Annotated in this window: 16 protein-coding genes; 5 read left to right on the forward strand and 11 right to left on the reverse strand. The window is 51.6% G+C overall.

Going from position 1 to position 18,809, the window contains the following annotated elements:
• Both OXI60_11600 and glmS read left to right on the forward strand, forming a co-directional pair.
• A partial coding sequence (locus tag OXI60_11600; protein MDE0310454.1) for a hypothetical protein occupies positions 1–232 on the forward strand: 232 nt, incomplete at its 5' end.
• Positions 233–655: 423 nt separating this feature from the next.
• Positions 656–2,494, forward strand: coding sequence for a glutamine--fructose-6-phosphate transaminase (isomerizing) (gene glmS / locus OXI60_11605; GenBank protein MDE0310455.1), 1,839 nt, complete (start codon positions 656–658; stop codon positions 2,492–2,494).
• Between the two features lie 167 nt (positions 2,495–2,661).
• Here the strand turns inward: glmS and OXI60_11610 are convergent, their stop codons facing one another.
• The 9 genes from OXI60_11610 to OXI60_11650 form a co-directional block, all read right to left on the reverse strand.
• Positions 2,662–2,856: a hypothetical protein gene (locus tag OXI60_11610; GenBank protein ID MDE0310456.1), complete on the reverse strand. Its 195-nt coding sequence runs from the start codon at positions 2,854–2,856 to the stop codon at positions 2,662–2,664.
• Between the two features lie 25 nt (positions 2,857–2,881).
• A complete protein-coding gene (locus OXI60_11615) occupies positions 2,882–4,240 on the reverse strand; it encodes a hypothetical protein (protein MDE0310457.1) in 1,359 nt (452 codons plus the stop codon).
• 245 nt (positions 4,241–4,485) lie between these two features.
• Positions 4,486–6,135, reverse strand: coding sequence for an ABC transporter ATP-binding protein (locus OXI60_11620; GenBank protein ID MDE0310458.1), 1,650 nt, complete (start codon positions 6,133–6,135; stop codon positions 4,486–4,488).
• Entirely contained in the window at positions 6,132–7,199 is a 1,068-nt protein-coding gene (locus OXI60_11625; protein ID MDE0310459.1) for an ABC transporter permease, read from the reverse strand. The genes OXI60_11620 and OXI60_11625 overlap by 4 nt, the downstream gene beginning before the upstream one ends.
• A 4-nt stretch (positions 7,200–7,203) precedes the next feature.
• Complete coding sequence (locus OXI60_11630; GenBank protein ID MDE0310460.1) at positions 7,204–8,322, reverse strand: microcin C ABC transporter permease YejB; 1,119 nt, start codon at positions 8,320–8,322, stop codon at positions 7,204–7,206.
• A 53-nt stretch (positions 8,323–8,375) separates the two neighbouring features.
• Positions 8,376–10,241: an extracellular solute-binding protein gene (locus OXI60_11635; GenBank protein MDE0310461.1), complete on the reverse strand. Its 1,866-nt coding sequence runs from the start codon at positions 10,239–10,241 to the stop codon at positions 8,376–8,378.
• Positions 10,242–10,707: 466 nt separating this feature from the next.
• Positions 10,708–12,129 (reverse strand): LutB/LldF family L-lactate oxidation iron-sulfur protein, encoded by a 1,422-nt coding sequence (locus OXI60_11640; protein ID MDE0310462.1) that lies wholly within the window; start codon positions 12,127–12,129, stop codon positions 10,708–10,710.
• A 6-nt stretch (positions 12,130–12,135) separates the two neighbouring features.
• Positions 12,136–12,897, reverse strand: a complete 762-nt coding sequence (locus OXI60_11645) for a (Fe-S)-binding protein (GenBank protein MDE0310463.1) — start codon at positions 12,895–12,897, stop codon at positions 12,136–12,138.
• Between the two features lie 6 nt (positions 12,898–12,903).
• On the reverse strand, positions 12,904–13,194 hold the full coding sequence (locus OXI60_11650; protein MDE0310464.1) for a hypothetical protein: 291 nt from the start codon (positions 13,192–13,194) through the stop codon (positions 12,904–12,906).
• 494 nt (positions 13,195–13,688) lie between these two features.
• On the opposite strand from OXI60_11650, the gene moaA reads away from it, so the two are divergent.
• Both moaA and OXI60_11660 read left to right on the forward strand, forming a co-directional pair.
• Positions 13,689–14,717: a GTP 3',8-cyclase MoaA gene (moaA, locus tag OXI60_11655; protein MDE0310465.1), complete on the forward strand. Its 1,029-nt coding sequence runs from the start codon at positions 13,689–13,691 to the stop codon at positions 14,715–14,717.
• A gap of 610 nt (positions 14,718–15,327) precedes the next feature.
• The gene (locus OXI60_11660) at positions 15,328–16,425 is read left to right on the forward strand and encodes an AAA family ATPase (protein ID MDE0310466.1); all 1,098 of its coding nucleotides are present in this window, start codon (positions 15,328–15,330) and stop codon (positions 16,423–16,425) included.
• A gap of 144 nt (positions 16,426–16,569) precedes the next feature.
• Here the strand turns inward: OXI60_11660 and OXI60_11665 are convergent, their stop codons facing one another.
• Both OXI60_11665 and moaB read right to left on the reverse strand, forming a co-directional pair.
• Complete coding sequence (locus OXI60_11665; GenBank protein ID MDE0310467.1) at positions 16,570–17,562, reverse strand: dihydrodipicolinate synthase family protein; 993 nt, start codon at positions 17,560–17,562, stop codon at positions 16,570–16,572.
• A 35-nt stretch (positions 17,563–17,597) separates the two neighbouring features.
• Positions 17,598–18,140, reverse strand: a complete 543-nt coding sequence (gene moaB / locus OXI60_11670) for a molybdenum cofactor biosynthesis protein B (protein MDE0310468.1) — start codon at positions 18,138–18,140, stop codon at positions 17,598–17,600.
• A gap of 406 nt (positions 18,141–18,546) precedes the next feature.
• Between moaB and OXI60_11675 the strand changes: the two genes are divergently transcribed.
• Positions 18,547–18,786, forward strand: a complete 240-nt coding sequence (locus OXI60_11675) for a CDGSH iron-sulfur domain-containing protein (GenBank protein MDE0310469.1) — start codon at positions 18,547–18,549, stop codon at positions 18,784–18,786.
• The last annotated feature ends 23 nt before the right edge of the window (positions 18,787–18,809 follow it).

Consider the following 18,809-nt stretch of genomic DNA (forward strand, 5'->3'; position numbering starts at 1 on the left):
CCGGCTTCGCTGGACTGCGGTTGGCCGTCAGGAAGGTATCGAGGAAGGTATTGAGAAAGGTATCGAGGAAGGTATTGAGAAAGGTATCGAGGAAGGTATTGAGAAAGGTATCGAGCAGGGAAGGGAAGAGGTTGCCGAGCGGATGCTCAGGAAGGGGTGTACGGTCGATGACATCCGGAGCTACACCGGGCTGACAGTCCGGCAGATACGGTCCTTGCAGGGTGGTGATTAGGTGGTGGCGGTCTGACCGACGACCTGTTAGCGCTTCTGTCCCTGATCAGTCAACATCGCAGCGATTGACTTTACGCGGGGAAGCCTGGCGGTTACGGTCCATGCGGATCACGGTGTCGGATGATGCCTGCACAAGACATGGTGCTCGTCTGCGCAGCCGCGCCCGGCCACCGCTACGCGTGTCTCGGTCCTTTAAGCACTGATGCACGATATTGTTGACCGTTTACCTCACAGAACTTCGTACCCTCGTCGAGCTTGCCCTTTCAAACCAACACCCATTCTGTACGTGAGTCAATTGTTCATATTGACTTAGCGCAACAAAAGACCCGCCCTGAAGCCTCTCCGTCAAGCAACTTTCTTAGCTGATTTCACGGTTATAATTGCCCCGACACCAAGTCCTGATCAACCAACTCAGCGCGATATCATGTGTGGAATCATCGGAGCAGTTTCGCATCGCAACGTCGTACCAGTTCTTCTGGATAGTCTGCATATCCTCGAATATCGCGGCTACGATTCGTCTGGAATCGCTGTGATCAACTCTGACGGCGTCATGAGCCGGGAGCGAAAAGTTGGCAAAGTCAAACAACTCGCACACAGCCTCAGCAACGGCATCGTGGTTTCGGGCACAACCGGTATCGGCCACACACGCTGGGCTACGCATGGTGAAGTCAGCGAAGCCAATGCCCATCCACTGTCGTGCCACGAAAAAATTGCTGTTGTCTGCAATGGCATAATCGAAAACCACGAAGAGCTTAGAGCGGAACACTTGAGCGAAGGTTGCGAGTACAACTCAGATACGGACACTGAAGTCATTCTGCATGAAATTCACAGATTTCAGGAGTCTGGACTCACCGTGTTGGATGCTGTCAAGAAAACCGTCGGCAGACTGGCGGGTTCCTTTGCTTTTGCAGTACTGTCGATTACGACTCCCGGGAAGATAATCGTCGCAAAGAACGGGAGTTCCTTGCTGATCGGCTTCGGCGAAAATGAGACATTTATCGCATCCGATACATTGGCACTCGCCAAAATTGCCAAGACAATGATCAATCTGGAAGACGGTGACATAGCTGAAGTTTCCTCACAAGCGGAAACAATTATTTTCGATCACTCAGGATCCTGTGTCCAAAGACCCGACGAGAAAATCCCGGTCAATGCAGGGAATATCGACCTCGGTCCTTATGCCCACCATATGCAAAAGGAGATCTTTGAGCAGTCCTCAGCAGTCGCAAGTACGCTTAAGGATAGGATTACCAGCGACAGCGTGGTGGAAACCGAATTACTGACGGGACAGGAAACTGGAATCTTGGATCGCGTTGAGGCAGTCCGGATCGTAGCCTGCGGTACGAGCTACTACGCCGGGTCAATTGCAAAACTGTGGTTCGAGTCGTTTGGCATACCATGTGAGACAGAGATAGCCAGTGAATTTCGATATCGAAAACCGGTAATCCACGACAACACTCTGTTGATCGCAATCTCCCAATCGGGAGAGACTGCGGATACGCTGGCAGCCCTCGAGTACGCCTCCGAACTCGGGTGTCGATATACACTGGCAATCTGCAACTCACCCGCCAGCAAGATAACTCGTATGGTTGATCTGGTCCTTCATACCCGCGCTGGACCTGAAATCTCAGTCGCTTCAACCAAAGCCTTTACAACACAGCTCGTTTCACTGCTGCTGTTGATGATTGTGTTGGCAAGACGCAAAGGCTTGACGGCCAATGATGAGTCCAAGATTGTTCAGGAAATTCGCGCACTGCCTTCTCGAATCGATGCGGCACTTCAGATGGATCGAAAAATCCATTCACTCGCCAAGCACTTCGTGGATAAGGAGCACACCTTGATGCTGGGTAGAGGTACGCATTACCCGATTGCTTTGGAGGGGGCGCTGAAGCTCAAGGAAATTTCATATATTCATGCGGATGCCTATCCCGCCGGCGAACTCAAACACGGTCCATTGGCACTGATTGACGCAAGCGTGCCCACGGTTGCGGTCGCGCCCAACAATCATCTGCTCATAAAACTGAAAAATAATATCCAGGAGGTCAAAACCCGCGGGGGCAGACTATTTGTTTTTTCGGATGCCGGTGACTCAATCAGCAGTGACGATCTGATCGAAGTGATTGATGTAGTCCAGTCGGGGCCTTTCACATCTCCGATTATTCACGTGATTCCCTTGCAACTGCTCGCCTACCATGTCGCTGTCATGCGCGGCGAGGATGTAGACAATCCCAGAAATCTGGCGAAGTCAGTAACTGTTGAGTAGATTGGGCCACTGTGGGTGGCAGACTCCGACATGGCACGACCACAGCGTGTCCGTTCGCATAAGCAAAACCCCGTCGGCAGGTGAATTTCATCTGCCGACGGGGTTTTATCCTTTCCTGACAACCGAAAACTGATCAGGTCAGTACCGGTTGCCGGCTATTTCACAGGCTATCCGCCTCCGGACCTGTGATGCTTGTCTTCCTCCTTGAGGTTCGATGTCTCCCTGGACAACTGGCATGCATGCCATGCCACCCAGAAGACAACGCCCGCCAATACGAGCAACCATTCGGTTCCTACGAAAGGATATATCGGACCAATCTCGGCAATTGTGCCAGCCCAGTCCGTAAATGATCCTGTCATCATTTCAATATACCTCCAAAAGTATCAGTTAGCCGCTTCTGGCAGCCGCTTCCGCGTCGATAATCGCTTGTTCATCTGCATCAATCTGTGCTTGTACGTAGGTATCAAGTCCAGCAATCTCAACAGAAGGCGGAATGCGAAGAATGCCAAATACGTTCAGAATCTTTGCGATGATGTAACCGGGGATAAATCCCAGGACACCGAACATGATGATCGCACCGATAAATTGACCAATCGGATTGATCGAGGCAAAGGTGGGATCCGGCGATGAGGGGTAACCCCAAAGCATAAATCCGGCAACCACCACACCGAAGAATCCGGCGTAACCATGAACTGCGACGGCGCCGACTGCGTCGTCAATCTTGAATCGTCGTTCCATGTAGTAATGCATCTTGTACATGAACAGTACACCGATAATGGCGATGAACATCGCTTGAATCGGATGGTAAAGGTCATTACCGGCCGAAGCCGCGATAATTCCCGCAAGACCTGACGAATAGGTCCAGAACGCATCACCCTTGGATACCCAGTATCCGGCAAGCAGACCGCCTGACAGTGACATCAGGAAGTTGAATGTGATTGCACTCAGGGTTGTCGGACCCAGGTAGATATTGGTGGCTGAGAAAAACTCACCGTCGCCGGCCTGAACATCCCAGATCGGAACATTACAGGCGACATAAAAGCCCCAGAATCCGGTATAGATCAGGAACAGCCCGATCGTTACCAGCCAGGGATTTCTCGGATGGATATCGCGTGGCGTACCATCTGGTGCGAATTTTCCGATTCTCGGACCGAGAACGAGCAGAACACCCAAGGCGAAACCTCCGGCTATTCCGTGAATCACACCTGATGCGTATGCATCATGGTATCCGAGCAATTGGACCATCCAGCCCGCTGAGTGCCAGCCCCAAGCCGCATCTATGATCCAGAATACCGATCCGATCGCTACCGCCAGAATCCAAAATGCACCTGATTGGATCCTTTCGATTACTGCACCGGAAACGATCGACGCCGCTGTCCACGAGAATAGAAGAAACGCGGCCCAGAATACACCGTTGATTCTTTCCCATCCATCTCCGCCGGCACCCATGTGGGCACCCATGAGCTGGCTCCACGGCTCGGCCCAAGGCGCAGACTCGATTCCACCTGTTATCCAGGGACCGTTTGGAAAGGCGAAATAAATCCACCATCCGAAAAAGAAAAATGTAATCGTTACCAAGGGAATCAGCATTGTGTTCTTCATCAATGTATGAATGTGGTTTTTCCGGCGGGAAGCACCGACCTCATACATACAGAACCCAACGTGAATCAGGAACATGATAACAACGGTGAGCCAATAGTAGAACTCAGTAAATATAACTACGAGTGCCGTTAATTGGTCGTCCATTTGTTAACTCCTCACTATTGTGAATCCGCAAGTGTTAATCTTGTAACGTTTGCCCAGTCAGAATAATCTGACGCGGAACTACGCTTTTTTGTTTTATTCATTTCAATTTTACCGCAAATTTACGGCTAATTTGCAATGATGTTACAAGTCCGCTGAGTCAGACAGAAGCAAGAAAGTACACATCACGCTGACCGCAGTGAGTGTCGATGACGAGGTGGGGTTGACTGGCGAAAAGAACAACCGGCTCACTCCCCTACCCAGCTGATCTGTTCGGAACTAAGTTCCAGATCCACCGCGGCCGATATCAATGCCTGGGTGTATGGGTCTTGGGGGTTGTCAAATATCTGATCCGTGCTGCCCTGCTCGACAACCAATCCTTCCCGCAGCACGATTACCGAATTTGACATCGCGCGCACGACAGCAAGGTCGTGACTGATAAACATGTAGGCCAGGGCATAGTTTTGCTGAAGACGCCGCAACAGCTCAATAATCTGTGACTGGACAGACCGGTCCAATGCCGATGTCGGCTCGTCGAGGACGATAAACTTCGGTTTCAGAATGATTGCACGCGCGATCGAGATTCTCTGTCGCTGTCCACCGGAGAACTCATGCGGATAGCGATGACGGGTGTCCGCGTCCAGCTCCACTTCGTTCATCACCTCAATCACTCTCTGCTCCCGATCGGTACCCGTCATGTGCCTCTCATGTACACGCAACCCTTCCGCAATGATTTCGGATACTGTCATCCTTGGGCTGAGACTGCCATACGGATCCTGAAACACGATCTGCATGCCGCGGCGCAACTCCCGAAGTTCCTTCGACTTTCTTCCCTGGATCTCCTCACCTTCGAACCGTATGACGCCGCGACTGCTGATCAGCCTCAGCAAAGCCAATGCGAGCGACGACTTTCCTGAACCGGATTCGCCGACCACACCGACAGTCTCGCCTTCGCGCACCGTTACACTGACATCATCAACCGCTTTGATATGACCGACAGTCCTGCGCATGACTCCCCGTCGGACCGGGAACCACACCCGCACCGACTCCGAGTCCATGATTACCGGTGCCGCAGCCTTCGGATTTTCGGATCGTCCGGAAGGTTCCGCATCAAGCAACATCCGCGTATAGGCATGCTGCGGCGACCCGAATACCTGTGCCCGGGTGCCGATCTCAACGAATTCACCGTGACGCATTACGCATATCCGGTCAGCCAGCTTGCGCACAATGTTCAGATCATGACTGATCAGCAGCATCGACATGCCCAGTTTTTGCTGAAGATCGCGCAGCAACGAAAGAATCTCTGCCTGTATGGTGACATCCAGTGCGGTCGTCGGCTCATCGGCGATCAGCAGTCCCGGTTCGTTGGCTATCGCCATAGCGATCATGACCCTTTGACGCTGGCCACCGGACAATTGATGGGGATAGGAGTTCATCCGTTCGCTGGCATTTCGGATCCGAACCAGTTCGAGCAGTTCCAACGAACGGGCAGCAGCGTCAGATTTGCTCATGCCGCGGTGGATGATCAATGTCTCACTGATCTGCTTTGAGATTGTATGAAGAGGGTTCAGGGATGTCTGAGGCTCCTGAAAGATCATCCCAATCCGATTTCCACGATACTCCTGCAGCATTTCCGGCGCTGCACCGAGCAACTCCTGACTTTCGTAGCGGATGCTGCCTGAAGGGTGATAGGCGTTCGGATAGGGCAAAAGCTGCATGATCGAAAGTGCTGTCACAGTCTTTCCTGATCCGCTTTCACCGACTATGGCCACGGTCTCACCGGGAAGTATGTCGAACGATACGTTGTTCACCGCGTCGCTCGTTTCCACAACCGTTGTGAAGGACACAGACAGGTCGCGAACTTTCAGCAGCGCAGAGTTTTCCGGCGCGTTTTTCATCGCTCTGTTTTCCTGGGGTCGAAGGCTGCCCGTACCGCATCACCGATAAACATCAGCAGGCTGAGCATCACCAAAATGATGAAAAAGCCAGTTAACCCCAGCCAGGGTGCCTGCAAATTGGCTTTGCCCTGTGCAAGCAGCTCACCCAAAGAGGCAGAACCCGGTGGCAGTCCGATTCCGAGAAAGTCCAGGGAGGTCAGAACAGTAACCGATCCTGCCAGCGTGAAGGGCATGAAGGTCATCGTCGCCACCATCGCATTCGGCAGCACATGCTGAAAAATAATTCTTGAATTCTTCGCTCCCAGTGCCCGGGCTGCCCGGACATAGTCGAAGTTTCTGGCACGAAGGAACTCCGCTCGCACCACACCGACGAAACCCATCCACGAAAACAACAGCAGCAACCCCAGCAACCACCAAAAATTAGGTTCGACAACGCTGGCCAGTATGATCAGCAGATAGAGCGTAGGGAGTCCAGACCACACTTCAATGAACCGCTGAAACAGTAAATCCAGCCAGCCGCCAAAAAATCCCTGCACTGCGCCTGCCGCCACGCCGATTATCGCAGATATGACAGTCAGCGTGAATCCGAACAGTACGGAAATCCTGAATCCGTACAGCAGTCTGGCCACAACATCCCTGGCCTGATCGTCTGTACCCAGCCAATGCTCCCGGTCCGGGGATGACGGCGCGGGCGATGGCAGATTCCAGGCCACCGTCTGATGGTCATAGCGGATCAGCGGCCAGATAATCCACCCGTCCTCTCGGATCAGTTCCTCTACGTAAGGATCCTTATAGTCCGCTTCCGCCTCAAAAATACCTCCGAACTCCGTCTCCGGGTATGACTGAAGGATCGGGAAATAGAGGTTGCTGTTGTATCGGATCAGGAGCGGCTTGTCATTGGCAATGAATTCCGAGAACAGTGAAATGCCAAACAGTACCAGAAAAACCCACATCGACCAGTAGCCGATTCGATGGGCACGGAAACTGTCAAGCCTCCGCTTGGTGAGCGGCGTGATCTGCATACCAAAGAACCGGGCCTGATTGCTGGCTGGCAGTTCGCGCATTGTGTCAGGTCTCCCTCGATTCGAAGTCAATACGCGGATCAATGAACATGTACATCAGGTCGCCTACCAGATTCATGACCAGTCCGAGCAGCGAGAAAAAGTAAAGCGTCGCAAACATGACCGGATAGTCCCGCTCAAACGCCGCCTCAAATCCCAGCAGACCCAGCCCATCGAGTGAGAAAATGATCTCAATCAGCAGCGAACCGGTGAACAGGATTGAAATGAATGCGCCGGGAAACCCGGCAATTACGATCAGCATTGCGTTGCGAAAGACGTGGCCATAAAGGACTCGGTGTTCGGTCAGTCCCTTGGCCTTGGCAGTCAGGACAAATTGCTGGCTGATCTGGTCGAGGAAAGAATTCTTTGTCAGTATCGCAAGTCCGGCGAATCCACCGATGACCATAGCGACCACAGGCAGGGTGATATGCCAGAAGTAGTCCAGTATTCGATGCGGCCACGACAGACTGTCCCAGTTATCGGACGTCAGCCCGCCAAGTGGAAACCAATCCAGATAGCTGCCGCCGGCAAAGACCACCAGCAACAGCACCGCAAACAGAAATCCCGGAATGGCGGTCCCCATGATCACCGCCACCGTGGTCCATGTATCAAAACGACTGCCGTCCCGCGTCGCCTTGAGCACACCGAGTGGAATAGAGATCAGATACACCAGAATGGTTGTCCACAAACCAAGTGAGATCGACACCGGCATCTTATCCAGAACCAGATCCGTAACCCGCTGATCCTTGAAGTAACTGCTGCCAAAGTCAAAGAAAATGTAGCTCTTCATCATCTGGACGAAGCGGATGTGCAACGGCTTGTCGAAGCCGAATTGCTTTTCGAGTTCAGCAATGAACTCTGGGTCCAGCCCCTGTGCTCCACGATATCTGCCGGTCGAGTTCTCGACCGCTATCGAGACACCCGTATTATCCATCTGCTCAATCGTCTCACCGGTTCCAGTGCGAGTCACCCGCTCGACGATGTCGCCGCCCACCCCGGTGATTTCGGCAATGATCTGCTCAACCGGGCCGCCAGGTGCGATATGAATGACGATAAAGTTGATGATCATGATCGCGAACAACGTCGGAATCATCAACAGTATGCGACGAATGATATAGGCGGTCACCGGCCATCGCCCTCTACGTCGTCAACTCCATTCGGGGCCAGCTGTCAGCTGGCTCACTGGGTATCCATTTTCTGTCTGAGCCGCGCTTGCTTGTCCGCATCGAACCACCAGCGAGAAGTCACAGCACCTTGCATGACAGGAACATCAGGTCGAGAGTACTTATCCCAATACAGCACCCGATCGAATCGGATGTGCCAATTCGGAATCACGTAATAGCCGAACAGCAAAACCCGATCCAGTGCACGAGTGCGCTGAACCAGCGACTCCCGATCGGAAGCTTCGATCACCAGTTCAATCAGTTCATCGATGACGGGGTCCATAATACCGGCATAATTGCGGGTTCCGTACTGATCGGCTGCATATGACCCCCAATAGCTTCGTTGCTCATTGCCGGGCGACAGGGACTGACCCCAACCGCTGACGATCATGTCGAAGTCCTGTTCCCGAATCCGGTTCACATACTGACTTTGGTCAACGGTACGGATATTCGCCTCAATACCGAGTCGCTCGAGATTTTTAGTGAACGGAAGCACGATTCTTTCAAACGCCTGCGATGTGAGCAGGATCTCGAACTTCATCACTTCACCAGTCTGTTCGTTGACAAGCTTCAGATCATTCACTTTCCAGCCGGCCTCAGCCAGCATCTTTCGCGCCGTCAGGAGATTCTGTCTGGAATTGCCGCTGCCATCGGTTACGGGCACGCTGAACGCTTCGGTGAAAATCTCCGCAGGCAGCTGGTCACGATATCGTTTAAGAATTTCAAGCTCCTCATCCTGAGGCAGGTCCCGGGACGCAAGGTCAGCATTGGAAAAATAGCTTGTCGTGCGCGTGTACTGCCCATAGAACAGATTCTCATTCGTCCACTCGAAGTCAAACGCATAAGCAAGTGCCTTGCGGACTGTCCTATCGGAAAAAATGCTTCTGCGTGTATTCATGACGAACGCCTGCATTCCGGTGGACATCTGATGCGGAATCTTCTCCTTGATCAGCCAACCATTGTTGACTGCCGGCGTGTCGTAGTCGGAACTCCAGGCCTTGGCCTGATTCTCGAATCGTATATCGATATCTCCCGAGTTCAGTGCCAGTCTGATTGCGGTATCGTCCCGGTAAAAGTCAGTCCGGATGGTGTCAAAATTGTAAAGCCCCTTGTTGACCGGCAAATTCCTGCCCCAGTAGTCCTCGACTCGTTCCTGAACAACATAGCGGCCGGGTTCGAATTCCTTGATTCGGTAGGGCCCACTGCCGAGCGGTGGCTCCAACGTGGTCTTCTCAAAGTCCCGGTTCTCCCAGTAATGCTTCGGCAGTATTGACAATTGCCCGACAATCAGGGGCAACTCCCGATTTTCCGTCTCCTTGAAATTGAAACGGACTTTCCTTTCGCCAAGCTTCTCGGCGGATATCACATCCTCATAGTAATACCGCAAACTGGGGCGGCCCTTGGTGGTGATGGTTTCGAAAGACCAGACCACATCATCAGCCGTAATGGGCATGCCGTCGTGCCACCGTGCCTCAGGCCGCAAGTTGAAGATCACCCACGAGCGATCTTCCGGCACCTCAAGTGACTCGGCGATCAGTCCATACTCCGTAAATGCCTCATCAAAACTGCTAGTGAGCAGTGTTTCTGTCGATCCGGTACCAATTGCATTGCCTTTGGGAATTAATGTGTTGAAACTGTCGAACGTCCCGCGCGCCGCCTGAAACAGGGCCCCACCCTTGGGTGCATCTGGATTCACATAATCGAAGTGTTCGAAATCAGGTCCATACTTCGGCGCGCCGTGCATGGCGATTCCATGAACCGGCTCGACTGCCTGTTCGGCCGTTGCTGCATGAGCACCGAACATCAGTACCGCACCAGCCAGGATATGAACCACAAGATTCCTTCTCGCAGTCCGTCTTTCAGGGGATATCAGAACCTTCAAAATACGCACCTCGCCAATTGTTGGATGTTGAGAATGATCCTCCACGTGTCAATTTTATTGGAATTGGCAGTTAATACGATTAAATCCCAATAAATTTTCGTGAACAATCCCGACCGAAGCGCATGGATCAAAGTCATAACTGCGCAGTTGAACGCGTTGCAACATGTCTTGACCGAATCAATTGCGAATCCCTGCTGTCAAAAAGCCCTGTAGCTGATTCGACGGCAGCAGACTTGTCTGGCACAGTGTCTATTGAAAAAATTGGCAACAGTCAGGATAGATGGAGAATTGCTTTGTTCGCCAGAAATCATGTTCATTCATTATCGGATTATGCAGGCGGCAGATCATGGCAGTGAGATGCTAGCTGTCCAGTGCGACTGATTCAAGCGCGCTCGCGTCAACAGCCCTGTCAGCGAAGCCTCATCTCGTTGAAAACCGCTCAGCACAGAAAATAGCAGGCTCGCCATCAATCCGATGATCTCGACTTCCACTGCGATACGAAAGTCCCACCACCGGTAGATGCGGGAAAGTCTCGTCCTTGGGTCCAGCCGCCGCCGAACGGGAGACGACGGATTGATCCGGACCTGCGTCCCATCCAACCCAGCGCGAACGAAGTTGAATTCATGACCAGTCGATAGATTGGGGGATGCAGGGTCAGCATCTTCCAGGTCCATAGTCCGAGGCGTGACTTCCAATCGATCAGTCCGCGCTCGAAAATTTGATTTCTAAGCGACCGAAGCAACTTGGGCAAAGGAATCCTGACCGGACACACCTCCTCACAACGACCGTTCAGCGTACAGGCGTTGGGGAGGTTGGCCGCATTCTGCAATCCAACAAGCAATGGGGTCCAGACCGACCCCATCGGTCCGGGATACACCCAGCCATAAGCGTGTCCGCCAATGGACTGATAGACTGGACAGTGGTTCATGCAGGCCCCGCAGCGGATGCATCGCAACATTTCCCAGAACTCGCCCTCAAGCATTTTGGATCGGCCGTTGTCAAGCATCACAACATGGTATTGCCTGGTTTCATCCATACCCTCGGCACTGGCGGAACCCCCATATATGCTGGTATACGATGACATTTCCTGACCGGTCGCACTGCGTGCCAGTATGCGAAGGAACACGGAAAGGTCGTCAATCGACGGAATCAGCTTTTCGATCGAGGCCGTTACAATGTGGACCTTCGGTAATGTGCTCGTCAAATCACCGTTTCCCTCGTTTGTGACGAGAACAGAACAGCCGCTGTCCGCCAACAGGAAATTGGCACCTGTAATACCGACATCCGCCTTCACGAACTGTTCCCGCAAGACTGTCCGTGCCTCATTTACGATGGTCGCAACTTCCTCAACTTTCTGTGTCAGTCCATACTTGGCGTGATGTTCGTGAAACAGTTCGGTAATCTGATTGCGGGTTTTGTGAATCGCCGGTGCGATGATGTGACTGGGCCTCTCTTTCGCCAATTGGATGATGTATTCGCCGAGATCCGTCTCGACAACCTCAATGCCCTGCTCTTCGAGCGCGTCATTCAGACTCATCTCCTCGCCGATCATCGACTTGCCTTTGGTCACGCACCGGGCATCAACCCCTCGGCAAATATCCAAGATGATCTCAACAGCTTGCTGCGGCGTGGAGGCCCAGTGCACGTGACCACCGGCATCGATTACGTTATTCTCATACTGTTCCAGATATCGATCCAGGTTCGTCAGCACTTGATTCTTGATCGCGACCGCCCGATCGCGCAAGTGATCGAAGTCAGTCAGGTCATCGACGGCGGTCTTGCGCTTGTCAACAAATCCACCGCGGGCTTTTTGCAGTGCGGCCTGCAGTTCCTCATTCAACAGGGCGTCTTTCGAACGACTTCTGAATTGTGCCGATGCGACTTCCATGACATCCTAGCGGGGTTGCCCGATAGCAGGTTGGTTCGTCTGACCCGCGAGTACTTCGGCAATATGTCGGACGCGGACGTTGCTGCCGCGGCGCTTGAGCATGCCTGCAATGTTCATCAGACAGCCCAGGTCACCGCCAAGGAGAACCTCTGCACCGCTGGTGTCAACATTGTTCGCTTTTTCGGTAGCGATACTGTTCGAGATCTCTGGATACTTGACGCAGAATGTTCCGCCAAACCCACAACAAGCAGTGGAATCGTTACATTCGGTAATTGTCAACCCGTCAATCTGCCCGAGCAACTGACGCGGCTGACTGCAGATACCCAACTCCCGGAATCCCGAGCACGAATCATGGTAGGTGCAGTGAAGTTCATGTCGGACACTGAGCTGGATGTCGGCAACATCTGTAAGAAACTCAGTCAGCTCATAACATCTGGAAGCAATGTCCTTGGCTCCTTGCAAGAACTTCGGCCGATCGGCGAGGATTTCAGGGTAGTGAATTTTCACCATGGCTGCACAGGACCCGGAGGGAACAACGACATGTTCGTAGCGCTCAAAAACTCGCACAAAACGTTCGGCGATTCTGACAGAATCGACTAGCGCACCACTGTTGAAATGCGGTTGCCCGCAACAGGTCTGCCCGTCCGGAACCTCCACCTTGTAGCCGGCTTGCTGAAGCAGCCGAGCGGTCGAAAACCCAATCTCGGGCCTGATCAGATCCACCAGACAGGTGGCGAAAAGTCCGACGATCCCCTTGGTGCTTGCCACGATGATTTATCCGGATAGTCGCAGGCTAGTCAAAATGCTTGCTCGGCAACGCCATCGCGACTTGTCGGCGTCATAACCTGTGTCAGCCCGGTCAACTGCAACCCCTGCAAACGGCAAAGTGTCCCTGTAGAATTTCGCGACCCTGACTTGAGGTGGGGCGGCACCTTCCATATGCCACAAGGCAAACCTGGATGGCGGCGTCAGAAAACTTTTCTTCAGATCAACAGCAAACAATATGGCAAACCGGCAGTCGAATTCGATTTTCGCAATGTGATCGCCGAATTCGAGATGTTCCATGATCGATGCGAACACATCCAGCACGATACGCGTAATTTCGATCCAGTGTCTCCGTGACGTCCAGCCGCAAAGTCTTTGACTACATCAGATTTTCCGGTATCCAACTCGCCATTCGCCATCGAACCCTGGCAACGCAAAACGGTGCTGAAGCAAGTCCTGCAAATGTGCGGTCGAATAGAAATAATGTTCGAAAATCACATTCTTGAGTAACAGATATCATACTGATTTACTTTCAGTAAGGTCAGAAAATTTGGAAATTCGCTGTTCAACAGGAAACTCAAGGCATTTTGCAGTTTCGTGACATGCTCCGTCTGGATTGGTGGCGGCCAACCGACGCACAGGACAATCCTCATGACTTTCCCTCATACAGGAAAACTGCAACACATGCACTCACCTGATTCGCTGCAATGGCAGTCATGAAATGCCAGGTAAGGCACACTTACGCCAAAAACGATAAAATCAAGGTGTAATTGATCGTTCATCCCATGACAACTATGAACACAGACAGCAGCAATACAGTAACGGACACCTTGAACCGGCCGATCAGAGACATACGAGTCTCGATTACCGATCGGTGTAACTTTCGCTGTACGTATTGCATGCCGAAAGAGTTCTTTGGATCCAATCACGCGTTCTTGCATCGTAAGCAGTTGCTGACGTTTGAGGAGATTGAACGCTCTGTTCGGGCGTTTGTAGCCAATGGCGTCAAAAAGGTCCGGATCACCGGTGGCGAGCCTATGGTGCGCAAAGACCATCCTGAACTTATTTCCATACTATCGAAAGTTCCTGGGATTGAAGACTTGAGCATGACGACAAATGCCTCCCTGCTCACCACTCAAGCAGCGCACGACTTATACAAGTCCGGCTTGCAGCGCATCACCATCAGTCTGGATGCGATTGACAATAAAGTCTTTCACTCAATCAACGATGTGAAATTTCCTGTAGATCGAGTACTTGCCGGAATAGACAATGCCCGGGTTGCCGGGATGTCGCCCATCAAGGTGAACATGGTTGTGGCACGTGGCATGAACGATCAGGAGATTTTGCCGATGGTGCGCCAGTTCAGAAATTCCGGGGTTATTCTCCGCTTTATTGAGTTCATGGATGTCGGCAATACGAATGACTGGCAGATGGACAAGGTCATATCCGCAAAGGACATCCTCAAGACAATCAACAGTGAATATCCGATCGAGCCGGTCTCTCCCACCTACCGAGGTGAGGTTGCCAAGCGCTGGCAATACAAGGATGGAGCGGGTGAGATTGGAATTATCTCGTCAGTCACAGAACCTTTCTGTGGTGCGTGCAATCGTGCCAGACTGACTGCCGAAGGAAAAATCTACACCTGCCTTTTTGCAACTGATGGATTCGATCTGCGCGAACACATCCGAAACGGAGCGGATGTCGATGAGTTGGCGGGAATCGTCAATGAACTGTGGCAGTCCCGAACCGACCGTTATTCCGAACTCAGGTCCAAGCAATCGGTTGCAACTCCGAAAATCGAGATGTCCTATGTTGGCGGGTAGGAATCGAGGGATCGACTAAACTTCTGTCAACACACCAGTTGAGTGATCACTCCGTTACTGCCTGCTATGGCGCGGTCCGCTCTGAAATATGAGAGAGTCAAGCAATCGCGTCAGCAATTTTTGCCAAACTCGGGAGTCGAAATTGATGTCGTACTTCCCTGGACATTCCAGCTCAAATTACGGACTGCAAACTCCCAGTCGGTTTGACTGAAATGAGATTCCGGGAACCTTCGTTCTGTTCTCGGTATCGCCGAACCGGGTTGGATTTGCCTTGAAAAATTTTTCGTTGTGCGGGGCGATTGAATTTAATTGTGACTGTTTAGTTTGTAAGGAAAGTTTAAGCGCGAGATCAAAATAAGTCGGTTATCCACAACAAGCTTGAATCTGGCTGGTTGTCAATGGATTGTAGAACGACGATCACAACCGATCAGTATTTTGACTTGTCAAGTTGAGAGGTCGGCGCAGTCAGGGGGCAAACATTGAAGACGGGTATTTTTGACTGGAATAAAAAATAATCACGAGTATTTTTGACCTATGTCTAAAAATCATATAATATTGCTCTATGAAACGTTATCTTGAATCCTGTGTAACCGAAGACCTAAACCGCAAAATGGTATTTGTTGGTGGTCCTCGACAAGTTGGGAAAACAACACTTTCACTCAACATTGCACCCGATGGGCATCGATACCTGAATTGGGACGACGTGGAAGATCGAGAATTCGTTCTGACAGAAAAGTTTCCAATTGAGTCATTTGTGATATTTGATGAGATCCATAAATTTGGTAATTGGCGAAACTACATCAAGGGGTTTTACGATAAACACGGCGATAAGAAAAGAATCCTGAGCACTGGCAGTGCGAGGCTTGATTACTATCGTCATTGTGGCGACTCGTTGCAAGGCCGCTATCACTACTATCGATTGCATCCATTGACTGTTGATGAACTCCAAATTCGGTCGCAATCGGATTTTGAAAGTCTCTTGACATTGTGTGGATTTCCTGAACCATTCCTGTCTGGGTCTCAACAGCAGGCACGACGTTGGATGCGAGAATTTCGAACAAGAGCAGTCAACGAAGATATCAGGGACCTGGAATTGACACAAAAACTGTCATCCATGGAACTGCTGCTATTGCGATTGCCTCAATGGGTCGGTAGTCCTTTATCGATCAACGCGCTTCGAGAGGATCTCAACTGTGCGCACAAGACAGTCTCGAACTGGCTGAATATTTTCGAGCGAATGTACCTGATCTACCGGCTTTCGCCGCTGGAATCACCAAAGATCAGAGCCGTGAGGAAAGAGCGCAAACACTATCACTATAACTGGGCGGAAATAGACGATGAAGAGGCAAGATTTGAAAATCTGATCGCCAGTCACATCCTGAAGTGGGTTCATTTCATTCAGGACTGGACCGGCCGCGATGTCGATCTGGTGTACTTTCGGGACATTGACGGACGGGAAGTAGACTTGATCATTACGGAGAACAAACAACCTGTCTGTGCGATCGAATGCAAACTTCGATTCAGAGGTGTCTCCAAGAATTTGAAGTACTTCAAGGCAAAATTTCCACAATGCGATGCTGTTCAAGTGCATCAGTTCGATCTTCAGGAATTCACTACCAAAGACGGTATTCATGTAGTGAATTGGAGGAGGCTGCTATCGGATTATGGGCATCAGGTCATGCATACGAACTCACTGACATTCTCGTGATGTGATAAGAGTGGTACCCAAGTAATCTGCTTCTTGCGGTGAATGGCTGAGCATTGCCATTTGCGTTCCGGTGGTGTTTCTTTGCAACTTCGACTCGACGTGAGTCGTTCCACCTCCGACTGTATTGGGCTCAACCGTCAGCAATCATTCAGCAAGTCGAAAACCTGCGTCGGTCAGTGCGTTTAGCAGATCAGTGTGCTCTGAGGACGACAATTCTGTGAGAGGCGGACGAACGCGCCGCCAACCGGGATCATCGCGCAATTCAGCGTGCACGGACTTCAGCGCAGCCGATAGAGGATAACGAGAGACAATCTCACGGATTCGGTCTGCAGCGATTTGAGCTTCGGCGGCATTGCAGCCGTCAGTCCAAAGATCAAAGATGCGTCGTATGCCGTCAGGATTGATGTCAGCTGTGGCGGTAATGGTTCCAGCACCGCCGATCTTAAGTGATCGCAGCAACAATACATCAGTTCCGGGAAATATATTGAGCGCGGGAAAGTTGCGAATATATCGTTCGACACTATCCCATTCACCCGAAGAGTCCTTGAGACCGGCAATCAATTCGCCGTGAGACTCAATCAGGGCTTCGATTAATTCATGACGGATCGGCACCGCGCTCATTTTGGGAAAGTGATAAAGCACGACCCGGATGTCGGAAGACTTCAACTGATCCAAAGTGTTGCGATAACTGCGACTGACCCCTTCCAGGGACGGATCCTTGTAATAAAACGGCGGAAGCATCAGAACTTTCTTGCAGCCTAGCTGCAGGGCGTGTCGGGTAACCGTCACCGTATCGGTTATCGACGGAAATCCGTTGCCAATCATCAACTTTTCGGGGGCGATCCCTGATTCAATCACCCTTTCCAGCGCAGTCATTCTCTCGTTTGCCGAAAACGAAGAGGCTTCACCTGTAGTACCAAACAATCCGACACCGTGACATCCTGACGAAAGCAGCCAGCTGATGTGGTCACATAACTTGGAGAAGTCAATGGAGCAACTGTCGTCGAGCGGCGTCAGACAAGGCGCCCAGACTCCGTATAGATCTGACCGACCAGCCTGCAGCTCCTTCACTGCTTCAGCCGCAATGGTTGAGGCAGTTCCGTTCTGACTGAGCGATTCGGCTTCAAACGTATTCATATCGCCGCCGGCACTGTGCCAATTGAACCACCTTGTTATTTTTTGACCAGGTGTTCGAGCAACCGGGGCATCAGCTCAACCAGATTGCATGGCCGACTCCGATAGTCCAGTTGGTGCTCGATCAGCATATCCCACGCGTCGGCACACGCTGAAGATGACCCGGGCAGACAAAAAATGTAGGTGGCGTTGGAGACGCCGGCAAATGCTCTTGACTGCAGCGTTGATGTCTTGATTTTCTCGTAGGATAGAACTCGGAACATCTCTCCGAACCCGCTGATTTCCTTGTCGAGCAATGGACGGATTGCCTCGGGAGTACCGTCTCGTCCGGTCACACCAGTTCCGCCCGTTGACAGTACAACCTGAATCCTCTCGTCGACAATCCACTGACAAACCTGAGCTCTCACCCGATGAATGTCATCTGGAACAATCTGCCTGTCAACACAGACATGCCCTGATTTTTGGATTCGCTCAACCAACAACGATCCCGACTTGTCATTCTCTTGCGTTCGAGAGTCTGAAATGGTCAAAACCGCTATCGAAACTGGAATGAATGACCTGGACTGATCTTTCGCTGACATATTCAATTCTGTACGCTGATACGATGTTAGTTGACACCTGCCATCAAAATAGTGCTGACGGTGGCCATCACAGCAATATTTGCAATCGGACAATATTCTACCAGTTAAGCGCCGATCGGGGCTATTTGAAGGAACTGATCAAATGGACAGCATGATGTCACGAATCTGATTGCTTCTTCGATCTCCAGTTCATACGAATGCCAGATTGATCCTTCCAGAGCGCTACGCCGATATTCGAGCTCCCATGTGTCTGTATCAATGAACGGGCCATCACTCCCATCAATCACTGCGCTGCGCGGGTCGGCGCATTTCGGTATCAGCGGTGATGTAGTTTACAATGGCTGTGTTCAGCCCAACCGGCCTCGCACTATGCAAGGCAAAGTTCTTGAAATCGGAGACAGATGTTATGGCACAGCCCCATGTTGCACAAAAACAACCCTATGAAATGAACCTTGAACCCGGTGATTACTGGTGGTGTCGCTGCGGGCTATCAAGCAATCAGCCATTCTGTGACGGCTCACATAAGGCAACAGATCTCAGTCCGGTACAGGTAACCATTACCAAAGCACGCAAATACTGGCTTTGCGGATGCAAGCACACCCAGAAACAGCCGTTCTGCGACGGAACACACAATTCACTCGACTGAGTTGCCACCGCACATTGCTCGTC

The sequence above is a fragment of the Acidiferrobacterales bacterium genome (genome assembly GCA_028820695.1).
Taxonomy (GTDB): Bacteria; Pseudomonadota; Gammaproteobacteria; order Arenicellales; family JAJDZL01; genus JAJDZL01.

Excerpts from the sequence above, each read along its gene's own strand:
- glmS (MDE0310455.1), top strand. The coding sequence starts at position 656 with ATGTGTGGAATCATCGGAGCAGTTTCGCATCGCAACGTCGTACCAGTT.
- OXI60_11610 (MDE0310456.1), bottom strand. The coding sequence starts at position 2,856 with ATGATGACAGGATCATTTACGGACTGGGCTGGCACAATTGCCGAGATT.
- OXI60_11615 (MDE0310457.1), bottom strand. The coding sequence starts at position 4,240 with ATGGACGACCAATTAACGGCACTCGTAGTTATATTTACTGAGTTCTAC.
- OXI60_11620 (MDE0310458.1), bottom strand. The coding sequence starts at position 6,135 with ATGAAAAACGCGCCGGAAAACTCTGCGCTGCTGAAAGTTCGCGACCTG.
- OXI60_11625 (MDE0310459.1), bottom strand. The coding sequence starts at position 7,199 with ATGCGCGAACTGCCAGCCAGCAATCAGGCCCGGTTCTTTGGTATGCAG.
- OXI60_11640 (MDE0310462.1), bottom strand. The coding sequence starts at position 12,129 with ATGGAAGTCGCATCGGCACAATTCAGAAGTCGTTCGAAAGACGCCCTG.
- OXI60_11650 (MDE0310464.1), bottom strand. The coding sequence starts at position 13,194 with ATGGAACATCTCGAATTCGGCGATCACATTGCGAAAATCGAATTCGAC.
- moaA (MDE0310465.1), top strand. The coding sequence starts at position 13,689 with ATGAACACAGACAGCAGCAATACAGTAACGGACACCTTGAACCGGCCG.
- OXI60_11660 (MDE0310466.1), top strand. The coding sequence starts at position 15,328 with ATGGTATTTGTTGGTGGTCCTCGACAAGTTGGGAAAACAACACTTTCA.
- OXI60_11665 (MDE0310467.1), bottom strand. The coding sequence starts at position 17,562 with ATGAATACGTTTGAAGCCGAATCGCTCAGTCAGAACGGAACTGCCTCA.
- moaB (MDE0310468.1), bottom strand. The coding sequence starts at position 18,140 with ATGTCAGCGAAAGATCAGTCCAGGTCATTCATTCCAGTTTCGATAGCG.
- OXI60_11675 (MDE0310469.1), top strand. The coding sequence starts at position 18,547 with ATGGCACAGCCCCATGTTGCACAAAAACAACCCTATGAAATGAACCTT.